General features: G+C 54.5%; 19 protein-coding genes and 1 riboswitch. Of the genes, 9 read left to right on the forward strand and 10 right to left on the reverse strand.

Translation table 11 applies throughout. From position 1 onward, the window contains the following. The first annotated feature begins 151 nt into the window (after positions 1-151). From PHACT_RS08075 to PHACT_RS08085, 3 genes are read left to right on the forward strand one after another with little or no spacing between them, the layout of a single operon-like run. Positions 152-937 (forward strand): methyl-accepting chemotaxis protein, encoded by a 786-nt coding sequence (locus PHACT_RS08075; protein ID WP_070116709.1) that lies wholly within the window; start codon positions 152-154, stop codon positions 935-937. Next, positions 915-1451 (forward strand): hypothetical protein, encoded by a 537-nt coding sequence (locus PHACT_RS08080; protein ID WP_070116710.1) that lies wholly within the window; start codon positions 915-917, stop codon positions 1449-1451. Before PHACT_RS08075 ends, PHACT_RS08080 begins: the two co-directional genes overlap by 23 nt. A gap of 22 nt (positions 1452-1473) precedes the next feature. Further along, a complete protein-coding gene (locus PHACT_RS08085; RefSeq protein ID WP_070116711.1) occupies positions 1474-1839 on the forward strand; it encodes a response regulator in 366 nt (121 codons plus the stop codon). A 71-nt stretch (positions 1840-1910) separates the two neighbouring features. Here PHACT_RS08085 and PHACT_RS08090 read toward each other — a convergent pair whose 3' ends face one another. Next, on the reverse strand, positions 1911-2330 hold the full coding sequence (locus PHACT_RS08090) for a MarR family winged helix-turn-helix transcriptional regulator (RefSeq protein ID WP_070116712.1): 420 nt from the start codon (positions 2328-2330) through the stop codon (positions 1911-1913). Between the two features lie 158 nt (positions 2331-2488). Continuing rightward, positions 2489-2739, forward strand: a riboswitch (cobalamin riboswitch). 117 nt (positions 2740-2856) lie between these two features. On the opposite strand from PHACT_RS08090, the gene PHACT_RS08095 reads away from it, so the two are divergent. From PHACT_RS08095 to PHACT_RS08105, 3 genes are read left to right on the forward strand one after another with little or no spacing between them, the layout of a single operon-like run. Continuing rightward, on the forward strand, positions 2857-4728 hold the full coding sequence (locus tag PHACT_RS08095) for a TonB-dependent receptor domain-containing protein (RefSeq protein WP_070116713.1): 1872 nt from the start codon (positions 2857-2859) through the stop codon (positions 4726-4728). A 10-nt stretch (positions 4729-4738) separates the two neighbouring features. Then, positions 4739-5275, forward strand: coding sequence for a DUF6580 family putative transport protein (locus PHACT_RS16190; protein WP_139141480.1), 537 nt, complete (start codon positions 4739-4741; stop codon positions 5273-5275). 10 nt (positions 5276-5285) lie between these two features. Next, positions 5286-6179: an ABC transporter substrate-binding protein gene (locus PHACT_RS08105; protein WP_070116715.1), complete on the forward strand. Its 894-nt coding sequence runs from the start codon at positions 5286-5288 to the stop codon at positions 6177-6179. On the opposite strand, the gene PHACT_RS08110 is transcribed toward PHACT_RS08105, so the two are convergent. From PHACT_RS08110 to PHACT_RS08125, 4 genes are all read right to left on the reverse strand, one after another. Then, positions 6159-6434, reverse strand: a complete 276-nt coding sequence (locus tag PHACT_RS08110; protein ID WP_070116716.1) for a hypothetical protein — start codon at positions 6432-6434, stop codon at positions 6159-6161. The genes PHACT_RS08105 and PHACT_RS08110 overlap by 21 nt on opposite strands. Before the next feature lie 52 nt (positions 6435-6486). After that, positions 6487-7281 carry a VOC family protein gene (locus PHACT_RS08115; protein ID WP_211284386.1) on the reverse strand — a complete coding sequence of 265 codons (795 nt, stop codon included), beginning with the start codon at positions 7279-7281 and terminating at the stop codon, positions 6487-6489. 34 nt (positions 7282-7315) lie between these two features. Continuing rightward, positions 7316-7681 (reverse strand): DUF1428 domain-containing protein, encoded by a 366-nt coding sequence (locus PHACT_RS08120; RefSeq protein WP_070116718.1) that lies wholly within the window; start codon positions 7679-7681, stop codon positions 7316-7318. Positions 7682-7825: 144 nt separating this feature from the next. Beyond that, entirely contained in the window at positions 7826-9010 is a 1185-nt protein-coding gene (locus tag PHACT_RS08125) for an MFS transporter (RefSeq protein WP_070116719.1), read from the reverse strand. Between the two features lie 143 nt (positions 9011-9153). Here PHACT_RS08125 and PHACT_RS08130 point away from each other — a divergent pair, with 143 nt between their 5' ends. After that, the gene (locus PHACT_RS08130; RefSeq protein ID WP_070116720.1) at positions 9154-9489 is read left to right on the forward strand and encodes a 4a-hydroxytetrahydrobiopterin dehydratase; all 336 of its coding nucleotides are present in this window, start codon (positions 9154-9156) and stop codon (positions 9487-9489) included. Here PHACT_RS08130 and PHACT_RS08135 read toward each other — a convergent pair. Next, positions 9483-10193: a ZIP family metal transporter gene (locus PHACT_RS08135; protein WP_070116721.1), complete on the reverse strand. Its 711-nt coding sequence runs from the start codon at positions 10191-10193 to the stop codon at positions 9483-9485. The two genes, PHACT_RS08130 and PHACT_RS08135, sit on opposite strands and share 7 nt — an antisense overlap. A gap of 292 nt (positions 10194-10485) precedes the next feature. Here PHACT_RS08135 and PHACT_RS08140 point away from each other — a divergent pair, with 292 nt between their 5' ends. Further along, a complete protein-coding gene (locus tag PHACT_RS08140; protein WP_139141481.1) occupies positions 10486-11136 on the forward strand; it encodes a hypothetical protein in 651 nt (216 codons plus the stop codon). 95 nt (positions 11137-11231) lie between these two features. Here the strand turns inward: PHACT_RS08140 and PHACT_RS08145 are convergent, their stop codons facing one another. The 3 genes from PHACT_RS08145 to PHACT_RS08155 are packed head-to-tail and all read right to left on the reverse strand — an operon-like array spanning position 11232 to position 15721. Next, complete coding sequence (locus PHACT_RS08145) at positions 11232-13685, reverse strand: ABC transporter permease (RefSeq protein ID WP_070116723.1); 2454 nt, start codon at positions 13683-13685, stop codon at positions 11232-11234. A 51-nt stretch (positions 13686-13736) separates the two neighbouring features. Further along, on the reverse strand, positions 13737-14432 hold the full coding sequence (locus tag PHACT_RS08150) for an ABC transporter ATP-binding protein (RefSeq protein WP_070116724.1): 696 nt from the start codon (positions 14430-14432) through the stop codon (positions 13737-13739). Between the two features lie 29 nt (positions 14433-14461). Then, positions 14462-15721, reverse strand: coding sequence for an efflux RND transporter periplasmic adaptor subunit (locus PHACT_RS08155; protein ID WP_083264448.1), 1260 nt, complete (start codon positions 15719-15721; stop codon positions 14462-14464). A 367-nt stretch (positions 15722-16088) separates the two neighbouring features. Between PHACT_RS08155 and PHACT_RS08160 the strand changes: the two genes are divergently transcribed. Next, on the forward strand, positions 16089-16247 hold the full coding sequence (locus tag PHACT_RS08160; RefSeq protein ID WP_070116725.1) for a DUF3309 family protein: 159 nt from the start codon (positions 16089-16091) through the stop codon (positions 16245-16247). A gap of 39 nt (positions 16248-16286) precedes the next feature. Here the strand turns inward: PHACT_RS08160 and PHACT_RS08165 are convergent, their stop codons facing one another. Continuing rightward, positions 16287-16553 carry a DksA/TraR family C4-type zinc finger protein gene (locus PHACT_RS08165; protein ID WP_070116726.1) on the reverse strand — a complete coding sequence of 89 codons (267 nt, stop codon included), beginning with the start codon at positions 16551-16553 and terminating at the stop codon, positions 16287-16289. Positions 16554-16579: the final 26 nt, after the last annotated feature.

Here is a 16579-nt window from a genome sequence, read left to right on the forward strand (position 1 = left end):
CCTCGCGTGAAGAATCACAAACACGCACTAAGTTATAGCTGAATTATTGCGACCGTATGACAGCCGTGGTTTTTATCTATCGTCATGAAAGTGACATTTAGATCAGCTAGCATCCTCGCTCCAAATGTACATTGCTTAGCAAGGAGGTGCCATGTCCATCATTATTCTCATGGCGTTGTCCATCCTGCTGGCGTTAGCTGGCATCATCGTTTATCGACTAAAAAGACAGCTCGAGGACCAACGTCTCAGAATCGCAGACCTTGTCCGGAACGGGGAAAGAGCGTTGCTGACTCAGGAAGAAGACGAAGCATGTCAACGTAACCTCCAGTCAGAGATTAACAGCCTGAAGGCACAGATTTCCCAACAACAGCTGCAAATGCAACAAGAACAGAACAGGTTGCTTAGCGAACGTAATGCGGAAGAACGTCACGCAGAGCATCGACTCAATGTCATGCAGCAAGACATGCAACGGGCGCAGTCACTGAACCATCGCTGGCAGGGCCTGAGCCGGGAGATAGACGAACTGGGTCAAATCGTGAACACTTTTGAGCGCTGGAATGCCAACCTGGACGAGATGCTGCAACACAACCAGGCGATGCAGCAGGAAAGTCAGGCGTTTGCGGCCATCACCAAGCAAACGGTATTGCTTTCCCTTAACGCCAGTATCGAAGCAGCGAGGGCCGGCGAGCACGGCCGCGGTTTTGCCATCGTTGCAGAAGAAGTTCGCGTACTGGCTAACCGATCAGAATTGCTGAACTCCGGCTACTCCGAACGCTTGTTACAGAGTGCTGCCGTGACCACTACGACCTTCCAGGACATGCAGGCGTCAAGTCGCATGATTCATACGGCAATACAGGAGTTGCGCCTGCAGTGTCAGACACTGGCAGACGCTACCCGGGATCTGGAGGAAGAGCATGTTCACACCAGAGCAGCCTGAATCCGGGCACCTCGACTCGGCCACCCGTGACCAACTGGGCGTGTTGCTTTGCCGCGGCCTGAGCGACAGCACCACCAGTCTCAGCCAGCCCCAGACACGCTGCCCGAAGGACAGCGCAGGTGAGGCCAACCAGAAAAACAGTTACCTGACTCTGCTCAGCCTGAGCAGTTACAGTTTTCATAGCCTGGCGCTGATTGTCGCCAACAGTTCCCGGGCGACAGTCGACGTCACGACTGACCTGCTGCTGGAAATGGGCAATACGTTTTGCGGCAGCCTGAAGCGACAATTATCCCAGCACCTGCCCAACCTGGGCATGTCCACACCCAACGCCATGACGGCAGGCTGCCTGCCGGCGTTACTCGACAGATGGCCGCAATCATTTGTCGCGGAATGCCATGACAGCCGTGGCCTGCACGTGAGCGGATGGTTACTGCTGCCATCGAATTTTTCATTGCAGTTTGTTGCCGATGTAACTGACGACGTAGTCAGCACCGGCGAGCTGGAATTGTTTTAACCCATTACAGAGGACTACCTTAATGTCATCCATACTGGTTGTTGATGATTCTGCTACCGTACGCGACGATGTTGCCAACTTTTTGCGTCAGCACAGCCTGAATGTTGTGACCGCGAACGACGGGCGTGAAGGTTTGCAGCAACTGCAAGCCAACAACACAATCAAACTGGTCATCTGCGACGTCAACATGCCGCACATGGACGGCCTGACCATGGTGGAGAAATCCCGCGGGGAACTACGCAGCCAGGTCCCCATCATCATGCTGACCACCGAGAATTGCCCCAAGATGAAGGAACGGGGCAAGGCGGCCGGCGTCAAAGGCTGGATTGTGAAACCCTTTAATGGCCCCGGCATTCTGGGCGCCATTCAAAAGCTGATGGCCAGTTAAGGCAAGTATCGACTCCATTTGGCGCCACTGTGCGCAGCGGCGCGAATGCCTTTGAGCAGGGAGTCACGTTGTCACAGCAGGCTGTCCGTAATTCTGCGCAGGTGTTGCTGATCGTCCTCTGCCAGTGATGCCATGACCGAAGCGGCCACCTGCCGAAATGAAACGTCAGCATCCTTGAAAACTGTTTTTCCAGCGCCGGTCAGCGTCACCAGGCTAACCCGCGCATCGCGTGCAGCCACTTCCTTGCTAATCAAACCGACTTTTTCCATCGGGTTCAGAAGGCGGGTGACCCCGGACGCGCTAAGTCCTACCTGCTGGGCGAGGTCGATTCGACGCATTTTCTGCGCTGGCGCACTATGCAACTGTTTCAGAACCTGAAACTCGGTGAAGCTGATGCCATGAAAGGACAACGGCCCCGACAGCTGCCTCTGGATTTTTGTATGCAACGCCACAAGTTTGAGCAGGAGCTCACTTTGTGATGAATTAGCCATGATGATTATCCTTGCTTGATGTTTGAGGCAGCAACTATATTGCAATATGCTTGACTGGTCAACTATATTACAGGCCGGTGGTTAGCAAAGTTGCCTTCCAACCGCTAATCACCTACTATTGCGGCCGCTTCAGGTGTTCTGCCGTCAGTTGCAACCTGCCGCCCTGCTTCAACAAGGGTCGACCGAACTGACAGCAGAATTAAACGGGAAATTGGTGCGATGCGCTGTGATCATCATGCGCTCAATGCCAACGCTGCCCCCGCAACGGTAAGCAAGTAAGCCACATCGATAAACCACTGTCAGTCAGCGCCAGGCGCAACAATTGATGGGAAGGTGATGAGGCTTGATAGACGTCAGCAGACGGCTATGACTTGCAAGCCCGGAGACCGGCCTGATGCCAACGACACGCTGCGGAGGGCAGTGCTGCGGAAAGTAGCGCCTGCTGTAGTGTATTATCACAGCTCCTTTCTGTTGCAGTTTCCTCGCCGCGTTTAACTACGTAACGCACTCGGGTGAGAGATTGCACATGTTGAAAAAACCTTCAAAAACAATTGATATCGCAGCGCTTAGCTGCGCCGCACTGTTCATTGCCACACTACCATTAGCCACTGCCGTCGCCGCGCAAGCGGATGCATCTGCCAACGCTGAAACCCAGGAAGTCATTATCACTGCCAACCGGTTGAACCAGCCGCTGGGTGAAGCCATGGCCGCTGCCACCGTGTTTACGCTGGACGATATCGAAGCGTCACAGGCGGAAAGCCTGTTCGAACTGCTCGCCGGTGCACCCGGCATCCAGATGGCCCGGACCGGAGGCCAGGGCACTCAGACCAGCCTGTTCATGCGTGGCACCAACTCCGACCACACACTGATTCTGATCGATGGCGTCAAAGCCAACACCGCCAGCGAGGGTTTCGCCCGGCTGGAGAACATCCCGGTGACCCAGATCCAGCGCATTGAAGTGGTACGTGGTCCTCAGTCCAGCCTCTACGGCGCCGATGCTATCGGTGGCGTCATCCAGATTTTTACCAAACAGGCCGAACTCGGCAATGCTGATACTGGCCTCAGTGGCAACCTCAGTGCGGCGGTAGGCACTGAGGCCACTGCCAATGGCAACGCTGGCATCAACATTCGCAGCAACAACACGGCACTGGCACTGAATGTGTCGCACCAGCAGACCGATGGTATCAGACCTATCCATACGCCAACGCCGAGCGCCCGTCGCAGCGCTTATGAAAATGACGCAGCAAACCTGTCCATTTCACACCAGTTCAGCAACGGCGCCGCATTGCGTGGCGGCTACGATCTTCGGGATTCCGAATTGAACTACGACGGTGGCATCAACAACACTGAAGGTCGTACCGCCAACCTGGCACTGGCTTTGCCAATCAGTGATAGCTGGCGCACGGGTCTTCAGGTCGCGCGCTTTAATGACGACAGCGTCAATGACAGCACCTTCTCTTCGCGCAGCCGTACGCGTCGAAATACCTTCAACTGGCAGAACCATGTGCAGGCCAATGACAACAACTCTTTGGTAGTGGGCGTGGACTTCGAGTCCGAAGACCTGCTTTATGAATCCAGTGGCGCCGTCCAGACTGACACAACGCGCGACAACAGAGCGGTGTTCGCGGTACTGGATACAGACCTGAGCGCTTTTAATACTACCCTGTCCCTGCGCAGCGACGACAATGAGCAGTTTGGCCAGAAAACCACTGGCAAGGCTGCCATTGGTACAGACCTGGGTGACAACCTACAAGTGTGGACCTCATACAGCACCGCGTTCAAGGCGCCCTCACTGGTGGAACTCTATGTCGACTTCCCGGGCTTTTTCTTTTTCGGTAATCCCGACCTGCAACCGGAAACGTCGCGCAACATTGAAGTCGGCCTGGAAGGCAGTCATGCCGGAGCCGCCTGGTCGGTTAACGCTTTCCGCAATGAGATCAAGAACCTGATTGCCACTAACGCGTCCTTTAACAGCCTGACCAACGTCGAACGCGCGACCATCAATGGCGTCGAACTGGCTGTTAATGGCACTCTGTTGGGCTGGAATGCCAATGCTGCACTGACGCTGCTTGATCACGAGAACAGCGAGACCGGACAGGAACTGTTACGGCGTCCCAACGAGATACTGAGTGCCGGCATTTCCCGCGAGTTCGATAAACTCAACGTTGGTCTGACCTGGCTTGTACGCGGCGCCCAAAAAGATGTTGATCCTGTGACATTCGGCACTTCGTCAGTTGCAGGCAACGCTGTATTCGACCTGGTCCTGGCCTATCAACTGCTCAACGATCTCAGCCTGCAACTGAAGGTCGGCAATCTGTTCGACAAGGACTACCAGGTGGTGGATGGATACAACACTTACGGACGCACTGCTCTGTTGACCACACGCTATCAATTCTGAGGAGTCGATAATGCCCATTTCCACACTAAGACACATGACCCGGTCCGAGCTTCTGACCATTGCTGCACTGATCGTTGTGGTGGCCGCCATGCGGATGATGCCACACCCGATGAACGTGACGCCGATCGGGGCACTGGGCCTGTTCGCCGGTGCCATGCTGCCTTCGCGTCTGGCCTGGCTGTTACCTGTGGCTGCGCTGTTTCTTAGCGACATGATTGTCGGTTTCTATGCGTTGCCAGCCTTGACGCTGGTGTATGCCGGGTTCTGGTGCAGCGCCGTTATCGGGCGTGTGTGGCTGGCCCGGAAGCGAACGCCCGGGCGATACGTCGGTGCTGTGCTGGCGTCGGCCACGGTATTCTTTGTCATCTCCAACCTGAGTGCGTGGCTGATGTATTATCCTCGCACCCTGGAAGGGTTTGTGCAGTGTTATGTCAGCGCCATTCCTTTCTTCGGACGCTCATTGCTGGGCGATGCGATGTACACAACATTGCTGTTTGGTATCTACGGCTACGTTCGACGCTACCAGCCCCAGTGGCAGACCGCCTGAGGCCAGTGTTATGCGCATTGTTTCATTGCTGCCCAGCGCCACCGAAATTATCAGTGCACTGGGCGCACATCAAGGCAAACATCACGAGTTGGTCGGCATATCACATAGCTGTGACTATCCACCCGAAATCTGTGAACTTGATGTATTGACCAGCACACGGGTACCCGTGCATGAAAGCCAACTCGTCATTGACCAGTTTGTACGGCAGGAGCTGGCGGCTGGTCGCGGGCTCTATGCGCTCGATATCGACTTGCTGGAAAAGCTACGCGCCGATGTTATTGTCACGCAGACTCTGTGCGATGTGTGCGCAGTTTCATCCGGGGATGTATATCAGGCGGTGTCCGCGCTGCCTGGCGACTGCAACCTGGTTGAGCTGGCGCCTTCCTGTCTGGAAGATGTCTACAACGACATCATTCGTGTGGGCGATGCAGTGCAGTCCGGAACCGCGGCACGTTATCTGGTAATGCAGTTACGCGGACGCGCGGAAGCTGTTGCCCGCCAGCAGATCCTGCAGGGCGAACGAGTGCTTTTCCTGGAATGGCTGGACCCACCATTCAGTGGCGGGCACTGGATACCTGATCTTATCGAGCTGCTCGGCGGCAACAGCTGCCTGGTGGAGTCCGGTCAGCGCTCAGGTACATTAAGCTGGCAGGCGATCTGCGACAGTGACCCGGATATTATCGTTGTGGGTTGCTGTGGTTATTCACTTGAGGAGTCCGAGGCAGCGCTGCAGTTGCTGTCCAGGCACGAAGCCTGGCTGTCGCTGCGGGCGGTGCGCGAGAACAGGGTGATTGTGGGTGACGGGAACGCCCATTTCAGCCGGGCCGGGCCGCGGCTGATTGATGGGCTGGAATTGCTGGCAGCAAAACTGCTGCCAGCAAGTTCAAAGCTGACTGGCGCCTGACGTATTCTCCCGGCAAAACTCATCCCGGGGTTTCAGGGAACCATCGTCACGGTAAAAGCTATCCAGAGCGTTGTAACGCACATAAATTTCTCGGCGCGTTGCGCCCGTGCAAATGACGCGATAGCTATCATTGTCATACACCGTGGCGTAAGACGGTGCTTCGGGCCTGTCATCCGATGACGCGCACGCGCTCAGCATTATTGCCGCTATCGCTGGGGCGATATATTTCAATCGATAAATCAGTGACTTAATCATAAGTCCTCCTTTTCGATGATTGCTCCATACACTTCACCTTAACATCTTTGACCTATTTTGTTCCAACCACGGCGAACGCCGCCCCCGTTGGATCCAACCCGACAACGATAAAGTCACCACCGGGCACCTCTTGCGGCGGCATTAGCACCTGACCACCGTTTTCAGTGATCGTGGTCACCACGGCCTCTATTGACGCTACGCGGAAGTAAAACTGCCAACAGGCCACTGGTTGCTGCTCGGGTTTGTGCATCATCGCGCCAATCACGCCACCGTGACGAATGAAATCGTAGGTGCCCATCGGTCCCATGTCCATTTCGCCGTCTTTAGACCAGCCGAAGTGCTTGCTGTAGAACTCCCAGGCGGCTGTCTGATCGGTTGTGTACAATTCGTTCCAGGCACAATGGCCGATTCGGGGTTTATCTGCAGCGAACGCCAGGCTGTGACCGCCGCTGGTATCCTGCATGATATAGAAGATCACCCCTTGCGGGTCATGGATCATGGCAAACCGCCCGATACCTGGAATATCGGTTGGCGGAATATGTTCGCCGCCGCCATCAGCCTTGACAGCTGCCACCGTGGCATCGGCATTGTCGACCCCGATATAGCCCATCCAGGCAGGCTGGGCGCCCGCCTCCAGCATGTCAGGAGTGAGTTCCATAACACCTGCTATTTCATGGCTCTCACCGGTGTCTGCGTCCTTTGCTGTAGCCAGCCAGTAGCTGAAACCGTCCATCGCATTATCGGTATATGTCCAACCCAATATTTTGCTATAGAATTCTCTGGCCTTAGCTGAATCAGTGGTCAGCAACTCGTACCAGACAAAATCACCCTCTTTGTTACTCATCATTTTTCTCCTTGATGAACGTGACGTTTTACTCCGCCTACAGTTCCACAACGGGCATGAAGCCACCATATATCATGCGTTTGCCGTCAAACGGCATCGGATTGGTGTTGGGGTCCATTCTGGGATCACTGCTCATGATTTCATGCAGCTTTTCCATCGCAGCGTCGCGGGTCGCCTTGTCTGGCCATTCAATAAATGAAAACACGACTGCTTCCTCTTCAGTCGCCTTCACGGCACTGTAAAAATCCGTGACCTTGCCTTTAGGCACGTCATCCTGCCAGCATTCCAGTACGCGAACCGCGCCACACTCCATGAATATCGGGTCTGCCAGCCTGGCGTGGTCGATAAATGCCTGTTTGTTAGCTTTGGGTACCGCGAGCACAAATCCGTCAATATAAGACATAGCATTCTCCTGTTAGTTGCATTCAGTACTCATTGGTCGCTTGAGTAGAGCGCAAATCGACAGGCAATAGCAAATTATCGTCTTGGGGACACGGGGGCTTGAAGGGAAAGGCTTAGTGCGCTGCGTGTCTGACAACGGCGGTGATCAGGATTTAGCCACCGCCGTGCTGCCATGACTCACCAAAGCGCCAATAAACATCAGCATGGCGCTGACTGCAAAGGTCAGCCGAAAGTCCTGTTGCCAGTCGATCAACAGTCCGGCCAGGGCCGGGCCGACCAGTTGTCCCAGCGCAAAGAACACAGTGACAAAACTGACTGCCATGGCAGCATGTTGTGGTTTTACGGTGCTGGTCGCGGCCGCCAGTACCGACGTGAACAGACCGGTCACCGACAGCCCGACCAGGACAAAATGCACCGTGAACGCCCAGGTCTGCGGCCAGATTACCGGCAGTAAGGTGGCAACAATGGCGACGGTCATACAAAACGTCAGCGCACGGCCGTGGCCTACCTTATCGGCCAGCCAGCCCCAGACCGGCCCGGAGAATATCGAGACAAAGCCCATCACAGCAACCAGCCGACCGGCGATGGGCGCGGCCACGCCTGCGTCCAGGGCAAAACTGTACATGAACAGCACCTGCACGATATAGGTCAGGCCGACCACACCGTAGATAAGTGCCATACGCACGACATGCGGGTTGCGGTAAGCGATCGCCAGACCCTGGCGCATGGAAATCGTTTCTTCGTGCTGCGGCGGATCGCGCAGAAAAATGCTCACCAGCACTATGGCAAGTACCGCGATACCGGCAAAGCTGGCCCAGATCAGTCGCCAGGATGCTTCGTCACCCGACTGGGTGATGATCGGCACCAGGGCACCTGCCAGCAGTATACCAATGCCCACGCCGCTACCGGCAAAGCCGATGACCATGCCACGACGTTCCGGATACCAGGCTCCGAGCAGAGAGACCAGTGGAGTAAAGGTAAACGCAGTGCCAAACCCCATCAGCGTCATGCAAAGCATTAACAGGGGGTAAGCAGAGAACAGACTGAGACCGGCATAACCAATGGCCCCAAGCGATAGCCCCAGCAGTATTGAACGCTTGCCACCGTAGCGCCCTGCAAACACGCCGGCATAAAGCAACAAAACCAGATAACCCAACGCCGTCAACGTGCCCAGATTGGCCGCCTGTGAGTAGCTAAGCGCCAGCGTCTCACGCATGACGGGCAATACCAGCCCGTACGCAAGACGGCCAAAGACCACCGCGACCAACGTGCAAAGCATGCTGATGGGGACGAGCACAAAGACAGGAGGCCGGCTGGCGGAGATAGACATAAATCAGGGCTTCTCAAAAAACCGGCGATTGTAGCACAGCTGACGGATCGGACTCGACGGCGCCAACACCTTACTGGCATTTGACTCGGTGCCGGGGGCTCGCGTTAACATGTATGAACACTTTGAGAAGAAGGAATCTGACCATGAGTGATCTGACAACACGAAAATGTAAACCGTGTGCAAAAGATGCCAGCCCGATGGGCGCCGAACAGGTGAAACAATACCTGGCCATGATCGACGCCGGGTGGAAAGTGGAAAACGAAGGCAAACAGATCAGTCGCACGTTCAAATTCGACAACTATTATCAGACATCAGCCTTTGTGAATGCGGTGGTGTGGATCGCTCACGGTGAAGACCACCATCCCGACATCACCTTTGGTTACAACAAGGCCACTGTGGTTTACAGTACGCATGCGATCGGCGGGCTGTCGGAGAACGATTTTATATCGGCCGCCAAGGTTGATGCACTGACTCAGTGAATCAGCATCGTTCCGATCATTCCCAACAGGAATCCGATGATGGCACCAACTGCTGGAAACCCCTCTCCGGTGGTTCGTGCGTCGGGGGCAATGTCTTCAAAAATCAGATAAAGAATGCCACCACTACAAAACATCAAAACCATGGCCAACGTCTGCTCATTACCTGATAACCAGGCAAAACCGACCCACGCCGACATCGGGCCCAGGAAAGGCGTCAATAAAAATATCAACCACAGGTGCTTGCGGGAAATTCCGCTGCTTTGCATTTCCTGATGGGCTGCAAATCCTTCAGGCAGGTTCTGCAGCGCGATCAATGCGGCCAGCAGATACGCACTGATTGAATTATGCGCGGCAGCAACACCAATCAGGATTGCTTCGGGCAAAAAATCAAGCGTCATACCCATAAACAACGAGGCAGTATTTTTGGTACGTTCAGCCCAGATACTGAACTGCCAGAACGCAAGCCCTCCGAACGCAAAGGCCACGGCGGCCGGCAGCACTGACAAACTCTCCATGCCGCGTGGCAATAACACCAGTGAAATGGCAGCCAGCAGCGCGCCGCCACCAAAATACGTCACAAAACTGTCCAGCTCACGTTGTGTGCAGAAAGTTGCCCAGGAAGATCTGGAAGAGATCAGCGCGCCCAGGGGTATGGAGAGGCCCGCCAGCAGCGCCAGTACCAGAGCTATTTCCAGCGATATCATCCGTGTGCCACCTCGTTACTGTTGCGTGCTCAATTGACCGTAACACTCGACGCGGTTGCGGCCGGCCGCTTTGGCTGCATACAAAGCCTGATCAGCGTGATCGAATCCGATAAAGCTGTCTATGCGCTGAAAAACATGGCTACTACAATAATATCATAATGCCCATTCGCGATTTGACAAGCCATTCTATATTTGGCAGCATTTTTACTCACGAAGCTGATCAAAGGGCTTTGTTCATCCCTTCGTCGGCTTCTGACATATTCACACATACACTCGAATTAAGGAGCCGACCATGACTAGCATGAAACTACTGGCGTCCTTAGGCGCCGCAATTTTTTCTGTATCCACCGTTGCACAGACACAGTCTCCATATCTGCAACCCGACGACACCTGGATCAGTCTCAGTGGCACGGTCGAGTCAGTTCATGAGGACGCATTCCTGCTGGATTACGGACGCGGGTCCGTCACGGTGGAAATGGACGACGGTGATCGTGACGCAGATGCTTACGCGCTTCTCAAAGGCGACAACGTGGTTGTCAATGGCTTAATTGACGATGATTTTTTCGAAATGACTACCATTGAAGCCAGCAGTGTTTATGTGGAATCCATCAGCGCCTATTTCTACGCCAGCGCAATGGATGAAGAGTCCATGCCGATAGTCTATGACCCGATTGTTACCGTGCATGGCCCACTTGTAGTGGGCAATACTACGCTGCAGGGTACGATCACCTCGGTCGACCCTGATGCGCAGGAGCTCACACTGAATACCGGCGCGACAATGCTGACCGTCGAGGTGGACGACCTGGGGTATAACCCGCTGGACAATGAAGGCTATCTGCAGCTGGACCCTCAGGATGTGGTCACCTTGCGCGGTTCAATATCGCAGGACCTGTTTGACGGTCGTGTGTTTGAGGCCGACGATATTATCAGCGTCAATTCATAATTCTGAGCGAGGTCAACCCGGTGCTTTATCTGCACCGGGTTTTGGCTCGGGGGCTTGCTGAGTTTCGCTTTTTGGTGCGGCGTCGCAAAGTCAGATTACTCCGAACGCAGCGACTTGACCGGATCTGAGGTCGCCGTTCTGAAGCACTGCGCCGCCACCGTCAGGATGGACAGTATGATGGTACCGGCAATAACCAGCACAAAAACCCAGAGGCTCAAATTCGCTGGTGCCGAGAACTGTTGGAAGTAGTAGGAGGTTGCCAGATACGCCAGACCACTGGCCAGCACACAGGCAAGCAAAACTGGCTTGATGAAATCGAGCGTCAGCAGTTCAACAATCGAGCGCGCCGACGCACCCAGCACTTTGCGTACACCAATTTCCTTGGTGCGGCGTTCGGTTGAATAGAAGGCTAAGGCGTATAAACCCAGTGCCGCAATCACAATCGTTATAAATGCAGCAAACTGGGCCGCGCGATTGATGCTGTTGGTCTCCTCATAAATCTGCTGATTGAACGTCTGCTCATAGAACTCACGATTGATGGGCGCGTCGGGACGGTGTCTGGCCCAGACCGTGTCGATGTGATTTAGCGCGCTGGTGCGCTGTAAAGGGTCAATTCTCACCAGCAAAGCATTCATTGGCTGGCGAGTAGCACGCAGAATCGCGGTCGACCGCATGGTGTCTTCCATGCCGCCGGACAGCCTGAAGTCGTTGACAACACCCACCACCCGGAAATTCAGATCGTTAATGATCAACACTTCGTCGATGGCCTCGTCAACACTGCCGAGACCAAATTTTTCCACCGCTGCCGGTGTGATCAGAATCCCGAAAGTCTGTTCACTGTCAGGCTGGCCATTGGGCATGTAGTCTGCAGGGAAGTCCTGTGAAAAGTTGCGCCCTGCCAGGATCTGTAGTTGCAGAGCATCAACGTAATTCTCGTCCACGCCTAGATGACTGACCGCTTGCGCCTGCTCAATGGGCTGGCTGGAGTGCCGCCAGGGATTAAACCCACCATTATTGGGTGGTGCACTCTGGGCCTTGCCCAAGGTAGTGATACCCGGATGCTGTCGCAATTCGTCAACCAGGGCATCGTAATTGAACTGCTCGGGATTTCTCGGGTTGTACATGGCGTCGATCACCACCAGATTACTACGGTTGAACCCAATATCAATTTCATTCAGGTATCGCACCTGCACGCTAATGCCGATGGCAAGAATGACCAGTATCACGGCAAAGGTGAACTGAATCACCGTCAGCCCTGAACGCACCAGTCGACTGGATCTGCCGCCGTCCCGTTTGCCGCTGATCGCATCTGTTGGCGCGAACCGGGACATGCGCAACGCTGGTACCAGGCCTGACAGAAAGCCGGTCACTAATACGAACAGCGTAATGATAAATGCCTGCGAAGAGCCAAACATGCTTGAGAAAGTGAAGGCCGTGCCAGTCAGCGCGTTATAGGGACCGATGGCAAGATAGATGACCGGTAATGCGACTACCAGCGCCAGCAGGGTCAACAGCATGGACTCCACCAGAAATTGCGTCAGCAGATCGTTTCGGGTTGCTCCCAGGGTTTTACGCACGCCGGTCTCTTTGCCCCGCTGCTGCATTTGCGCCAGCGACAGGTTGGCAAAGTTGATACAGGAGCTCAACAGGATCAGTGCGGCAAAGGTGACCAGACCGCCTAGCACCAGTGTGCGACTATAGTCGGCAACCGCGAAGCCCTGGCGCGGCGACAATTGCAGATCGGCCAGTGGTTCAAGGTCCAGCGTGATATCAATACGTTGTACAAAGTCGCGCTGCGTATCGGGGACATTGCGTTCAACAAAGTTTTCGAAGTCGGCACGTATGGCCTCAACTGAAGCGGGATCCGGTATGACTACATACGCCATGGTGCCACCAAAGCCAGCCCAGGCCGTGCTGTTCATAAAGTTTTCCCCGGCAATCTGTTGACCGGTCGGACTGCCGATCATGATTTCGATATCGATATGGGTATTAGGGGGCAGGTCTCTTATCACGCCTGTCACCCGCAGATCAGCCAGATTGTCGATAGTCAACACTTTGCCCATGGGGTCTTCCGGGCCAAAGTACTTGCGTGCAGTGCTTTGCGTCAGAACAACCGTATTAGGTTCGACCAGTGCTGTCTCTGAATCGCCCTGAATAAAATCGAACGTGAAAATCTTCAGGAACTCAGGCGTTACCCACCAGTACTCGTTGGTTGCCGACACATCGCCGTAGACAAACAGGCCGCTGCCCTGATTTATCTTCGCCGCCTCTTCTATCTGGCCGTAATCCTGAAGCAAGGGATTGAATATGCCCTCGGCGATTAAACTGGCATCAATGCGCTGGCCTGAGGTCGAAGTCAGGCTGGTCACCACCCGATAGATATTCTCGTGGTTGTCGAAATGTTTGTCATAACTGTTGGTGTACTGCACATGCATCAACACCAGTATGCTGCAGATCAGCCCCAGGCTGAGGCTGAGTACCTTGATGGCAGTAAAACCAGGTTGCTTGCGAAGATTACGTAAGGCAACGATCAAATAATTCAGGAACACGGTGGATACCCCCGCTGGGAGAATGGGATCAACTGTTTACAGAGCTGCGTCTTACAGAACGGCGTCGGCATCCGCTTTGGCATTGGCATCGACAATCTGGCCGTCGAGCAGACGCACCACCCGTGTGCCGTAGGCCGCGTAGTGTTCCGAGTGCGTGACCATGATGACGGTAGCGCCTTCCTGGTTCAGCTCTTTCAACAGCGCCATGACCTCGTCACCATTTTTTGTATCCAGGTTACCGGTTGGTTCGTCCGCCAGCAGAACTTTGGGGTTGGTCACGATGGCACGAGCGATGGCAACACGTTGCTGCTGACCACCTGATAACTGCTGGGGATAATGTTTGCTGCGATGATCGATGGCAACTCGTTTAAGCACCTTTTCCACGCGAGCCTTGCGCTCGTCAGCGGGTACCTTTTGATATAACAGCGCCAGGTCTACGTTTTGTGCCACGGTGAGCTCATCGATCAGATTGAAGCTCTGAAAGATCACCCCGATATTGGCTTTGCGGATACTGGCGCGCTGCGACTCATTGTAGCCGGCCAGGTCTTCGTCGTTGAAATAATAGTGACCACTGCTCGGCGTATCCAGCAGCCCGAGCATATTCAGCAGTGTAGACTTGCCACAACCGGACGGGCCCATGATGGAGACAAACTCGCCTTTTTCCACGGTCATGCTGATGTCATCCAGCGCGGCGGTTTCGATATCTTCGGTTCGGTGTACCTTGCAAATATTCTCGAGCTTAATCATGGTCTGCGTTCCCTGGTGTCACACTTTAGTTATTGACTTAGCTGCACACGATCGGCTTCAGCAATGGCGCCATACCCGGAGGTAATCACCCGCTCGCCCGCGCTCAGACCGTCCCTTACTTCGATAAACCGGTTGTTGCGTCGACCCACACTGATATCCCGACGATAGGCGTTCTCGCCGGCGTCATCCAACACAAAGACCCAGTTGCCACCGGTCTCCTGCACAAAACTGCCAACCGGTAACAACAGGGTTTCCTGTGGACTGCCCAGCACCAGCTCCAATTGCAGGGTTTGACCGCGACGAAGATTCTCCGGCACGTCAGTGTCAAAAATCAGATCGACTGTGAAAAGCCCGCTGGTGATTTCCGGGTAAACCTTGTCAACCACCACACTGTAGTTGCTGCCGGCCAGCTGGAAGCGTGCACTCTGTCCTGGTGCCACCCGGGACACGTAAAATTCATCAACCTGGGCGGCAATCTTGTACTGGTTGACCACATCAATCTGACCCAGGCGCTCACCGTTGATTTTGCTTTCACCAATCTGTACAGGCATTGAGGTCAGTTGTCCGGTAATGGGCGCACGCACCAACAGGCTCTCAAAGCTGCTTTGAGACAGGGCCAGGTTCTCTTCCAGCTTCTCGATCTGCTGGGCTATCTGTAACTGGCGATCCTGACGAATGCGATCCTCCAGCGCCTGACGAGCTTCGGTGTTGGCGAGCAGGCGCCGGTTAAACTCAAGGTCATCAATAATAACGTCAAAATTTTCCTGTGATATCAGCCGCTCAGCCACCAATTCCTGCTGCCTGCGCATCTGACGCTCCAGGGTGATAATACGGTACTCCAGATTGATAATCTCTCGCTCGGTGCTGAGCTGGGTGGTCTCGAGGCCGTTGGCAATATTGGTAAGGTTGTTGAGCTGTTCGGTGATGGCGGTATCGTTGCCGGCGACGCTCAGACGCAGAGAGGTGTTGCTAAGCTGCAGCAATGGTTGACCGGCCTCGACAAAAGCCCCTTCCTCAACAAAGATGCGCTCTACGACACCGCCGTTAACGGCGTCCAGAAACACGCTGTTCAGCGGTTGAACGGTGCCCCTGACCGACACCACGTCTTCCAGCGTGCCCATTTGCACATTGCTGATGATCAATTGATTGAGGGGAACACGTGCGGTACGGACTGACGCATTGCTTATCGCCTGGTACACAAACCAGATCACGGCACAGGCGACAACAAGCGCTATTGCCCATTGCCACCAGGGTCGGCCCTGCTTCTGGATAACCTTATCCATCGCCATATTGTTATTCCATTATTCTTGTTCTGTGCCGTTCGATGCGGACGGCTAACGATAATTCAATTATTAACGGAGCTCAACCTTGAGTGTTAAATTATTAACATTCCGGCAGCGCCACGGCCTGTTGTACCTGTTGTACCTTTTGTACTTGCAGCAATATCCGGGCCAGATATTAAATTATCGAAAATACAATGGCCTACGAAAATTCAAGGAATGGAAAGCCACTCAATGGTAGCGAAAGTGAATAAGTAGTGGCGAAACGGGAACAATTTGCGACTCATCAACAACCCGCCATTTGAACGATTTCGTTGGACGGAACATCGGGATTAGTGTCAACTAGCTGGACAGTTACTACAAGGAGTAGTTGAAAATGAGCGTTGGAACGATTCTCTTGATTGTGCTTGTTCTTATACTGGTAGGGGCGCTTCCGGCATGGCCGCACAGCCGAAGCTGGGGTTATGCACCAACCGGCGTCCTGGGGACGGTACTGGTAATCGTGCTGATTCTGGTGCTTCTCGGCAGAGTGTAGTCGGAACGGGTCGGCAGGGCCGGTATCAGCCGAGAAGTATTATCTCAGTTGACTGTCCTTGCTGCCCCGGCGATTGAGGCCCGGGGCTTGAGACGCCTCTTCTTCAAGCGCCGACTGGCAGCTGATGCACAATTGCACACCAGGGATGGCCTTGCGCCGTGCCTCGGGAATTTTATTGCCGCACTCCTCGCACAGCCTGGCACTTTTGCCATGTGTCAGCCCCTGACGAGCGCGCTCGACAGCTTCTTCAACACTGGCATCTATCTGATCCTGTACGGCGCCATCGCGCGACCAGCCACCGGCCATGAGTATTCTCCAACACAACGCTGACC

This window comes from Pseudohongiella acticola, from assembly GCF_001758195.1.
GTDB lineage: Bacteria > Pseudomonadota > Gammaproteobacteria > Pseudomonadales > Pseudohongiellaceae > Pseudohongiella > Pseudohongiella acticola.

Bases quoted from the DNA above. Each gene is read 5' to 3' on its own strand.
- PHACT_RS08110 (WP_070116716.1), bottom strand. From the start codon at position 6,434: ATGATTAAGTCACTGATTTATCGATTGAAATATATCGCCCCAGCGATA.
- PHACT_RS08120 (WP_070116718.1), bottom strand. From the start codon at position 7,681: ATGTCTTATATTGACGGATTTGTGCTCGCGGTACCCAAAGCTAACAAA.
- PHACT_RS08095 (WP_070116713.1), top strand. From the start codon at position 2,857: ATGTTGAAAAAACCTTCAAAAACAATTGATATCGCAGCGCTTAGCTGC.
- PHACT_RS08115 (WP_211284386.1), bottom strand. From the start codon at position 7,281: ATGATGAGTAACAAAGAGGGTGATTTTGTCTGGTACGAGTTGCTGACC.
- PHACT_RS08090 (WP_070116712.1), bottom strand. From the start codon at position 2,330: ATGGCTAATTCATCACAAAGTGAGCTCCTGCTCAAACTTGTGGCGTTG.
- PHACT_RS08155 (WP_083264448.1), bottom strand. From the start codon at position 15,721: ATGGCGATGGATAAGGTTATCCAGAAGCAGGGCCGACCCTGGTGGCAA.
- PHACT_RS08075 (WP_070116709.1), top strand. From the start codon at position 152: ATGTCCATCATTATTCTCATGGCGTTGTCCATCCTGCTGGCGTTAGCT.
- PHACT_RS08085 (WP_070116711.1), top strand. From the start codon at position 1,474: ATGTCATCCATACTGGTTGTTGATGATTCTGCTACCGTACGCGACGAT.
- PHACT_RS08165 (WP_070116726.1), bottom strand. From the start codon at position 16,553: ATGGCCGGTGGCTGGTCGCGCGATGGCGCCGTACAGGATCAGATAGAT.
- PHACT_RS08080 (WP_070116710.1), top strand. From the start codon at position 915: ATGTTCACACCAGAGCAGCCTGAATCCGGGCACCTCGACTCGGCCACC.
- PHACT_RS08130 (WP_070116720.1), top strand. From the start codon at position 9,154: ATGAGTGATCTGACAACACGAAAATGTAAACCGTGTGCAAAAGATGCC.
- PHACT_RS08160 (WP_070116725.1), top strand. From the start codon at position 16,089: ATGAGCGTTGGAACGATTCTCTTGATTGTGCTTGTTCTTATACTGGTA.
- PHACT_RS08135 (WP_070116721.1), bottom strand. From the start codon at position 10,193: ATGATATCGCTGGAAATAGCTCTGGTACTGGCGCTGCTGGCGGGCCTC.
- PHACT_RS08140 (WP_139141481.1), top strand. From the start codon at position 10,486: ATGACTAGCATGAAACTACTGGCGTCCTTAGGCGCCGCAATTTTTTCT.
- PHACT_RS08105 (WP_070116715.1), top strand. From the start codon at position 5,286: ATGCGCATTGTTTCATTGCTGCCCAGCGCCACCGAAATTATCAGTGCA.
- PHACT_RS08125 (WP_070116719.1), bottom strand. From the start codon at position 9,010: ATGTCTATCTCCGCCAGCCGGCCTCCTGTCTTTGTGCTCGTCCCCATC.
- PHACT_RS16190 (WP_139141480.1), top strand. From the start codon at position 4,739: ATGCCCATTTCCACACTAAGACACATGACCCGGTCCGAGCTTCTGACC.
- PHACT_RS08150 (WP_070116724.1), bottom strand. From the start codon at position 14,432: ATGATTAAGCTCGAGAATATTTGCAAGGTACACCGAACCGAAGATATC.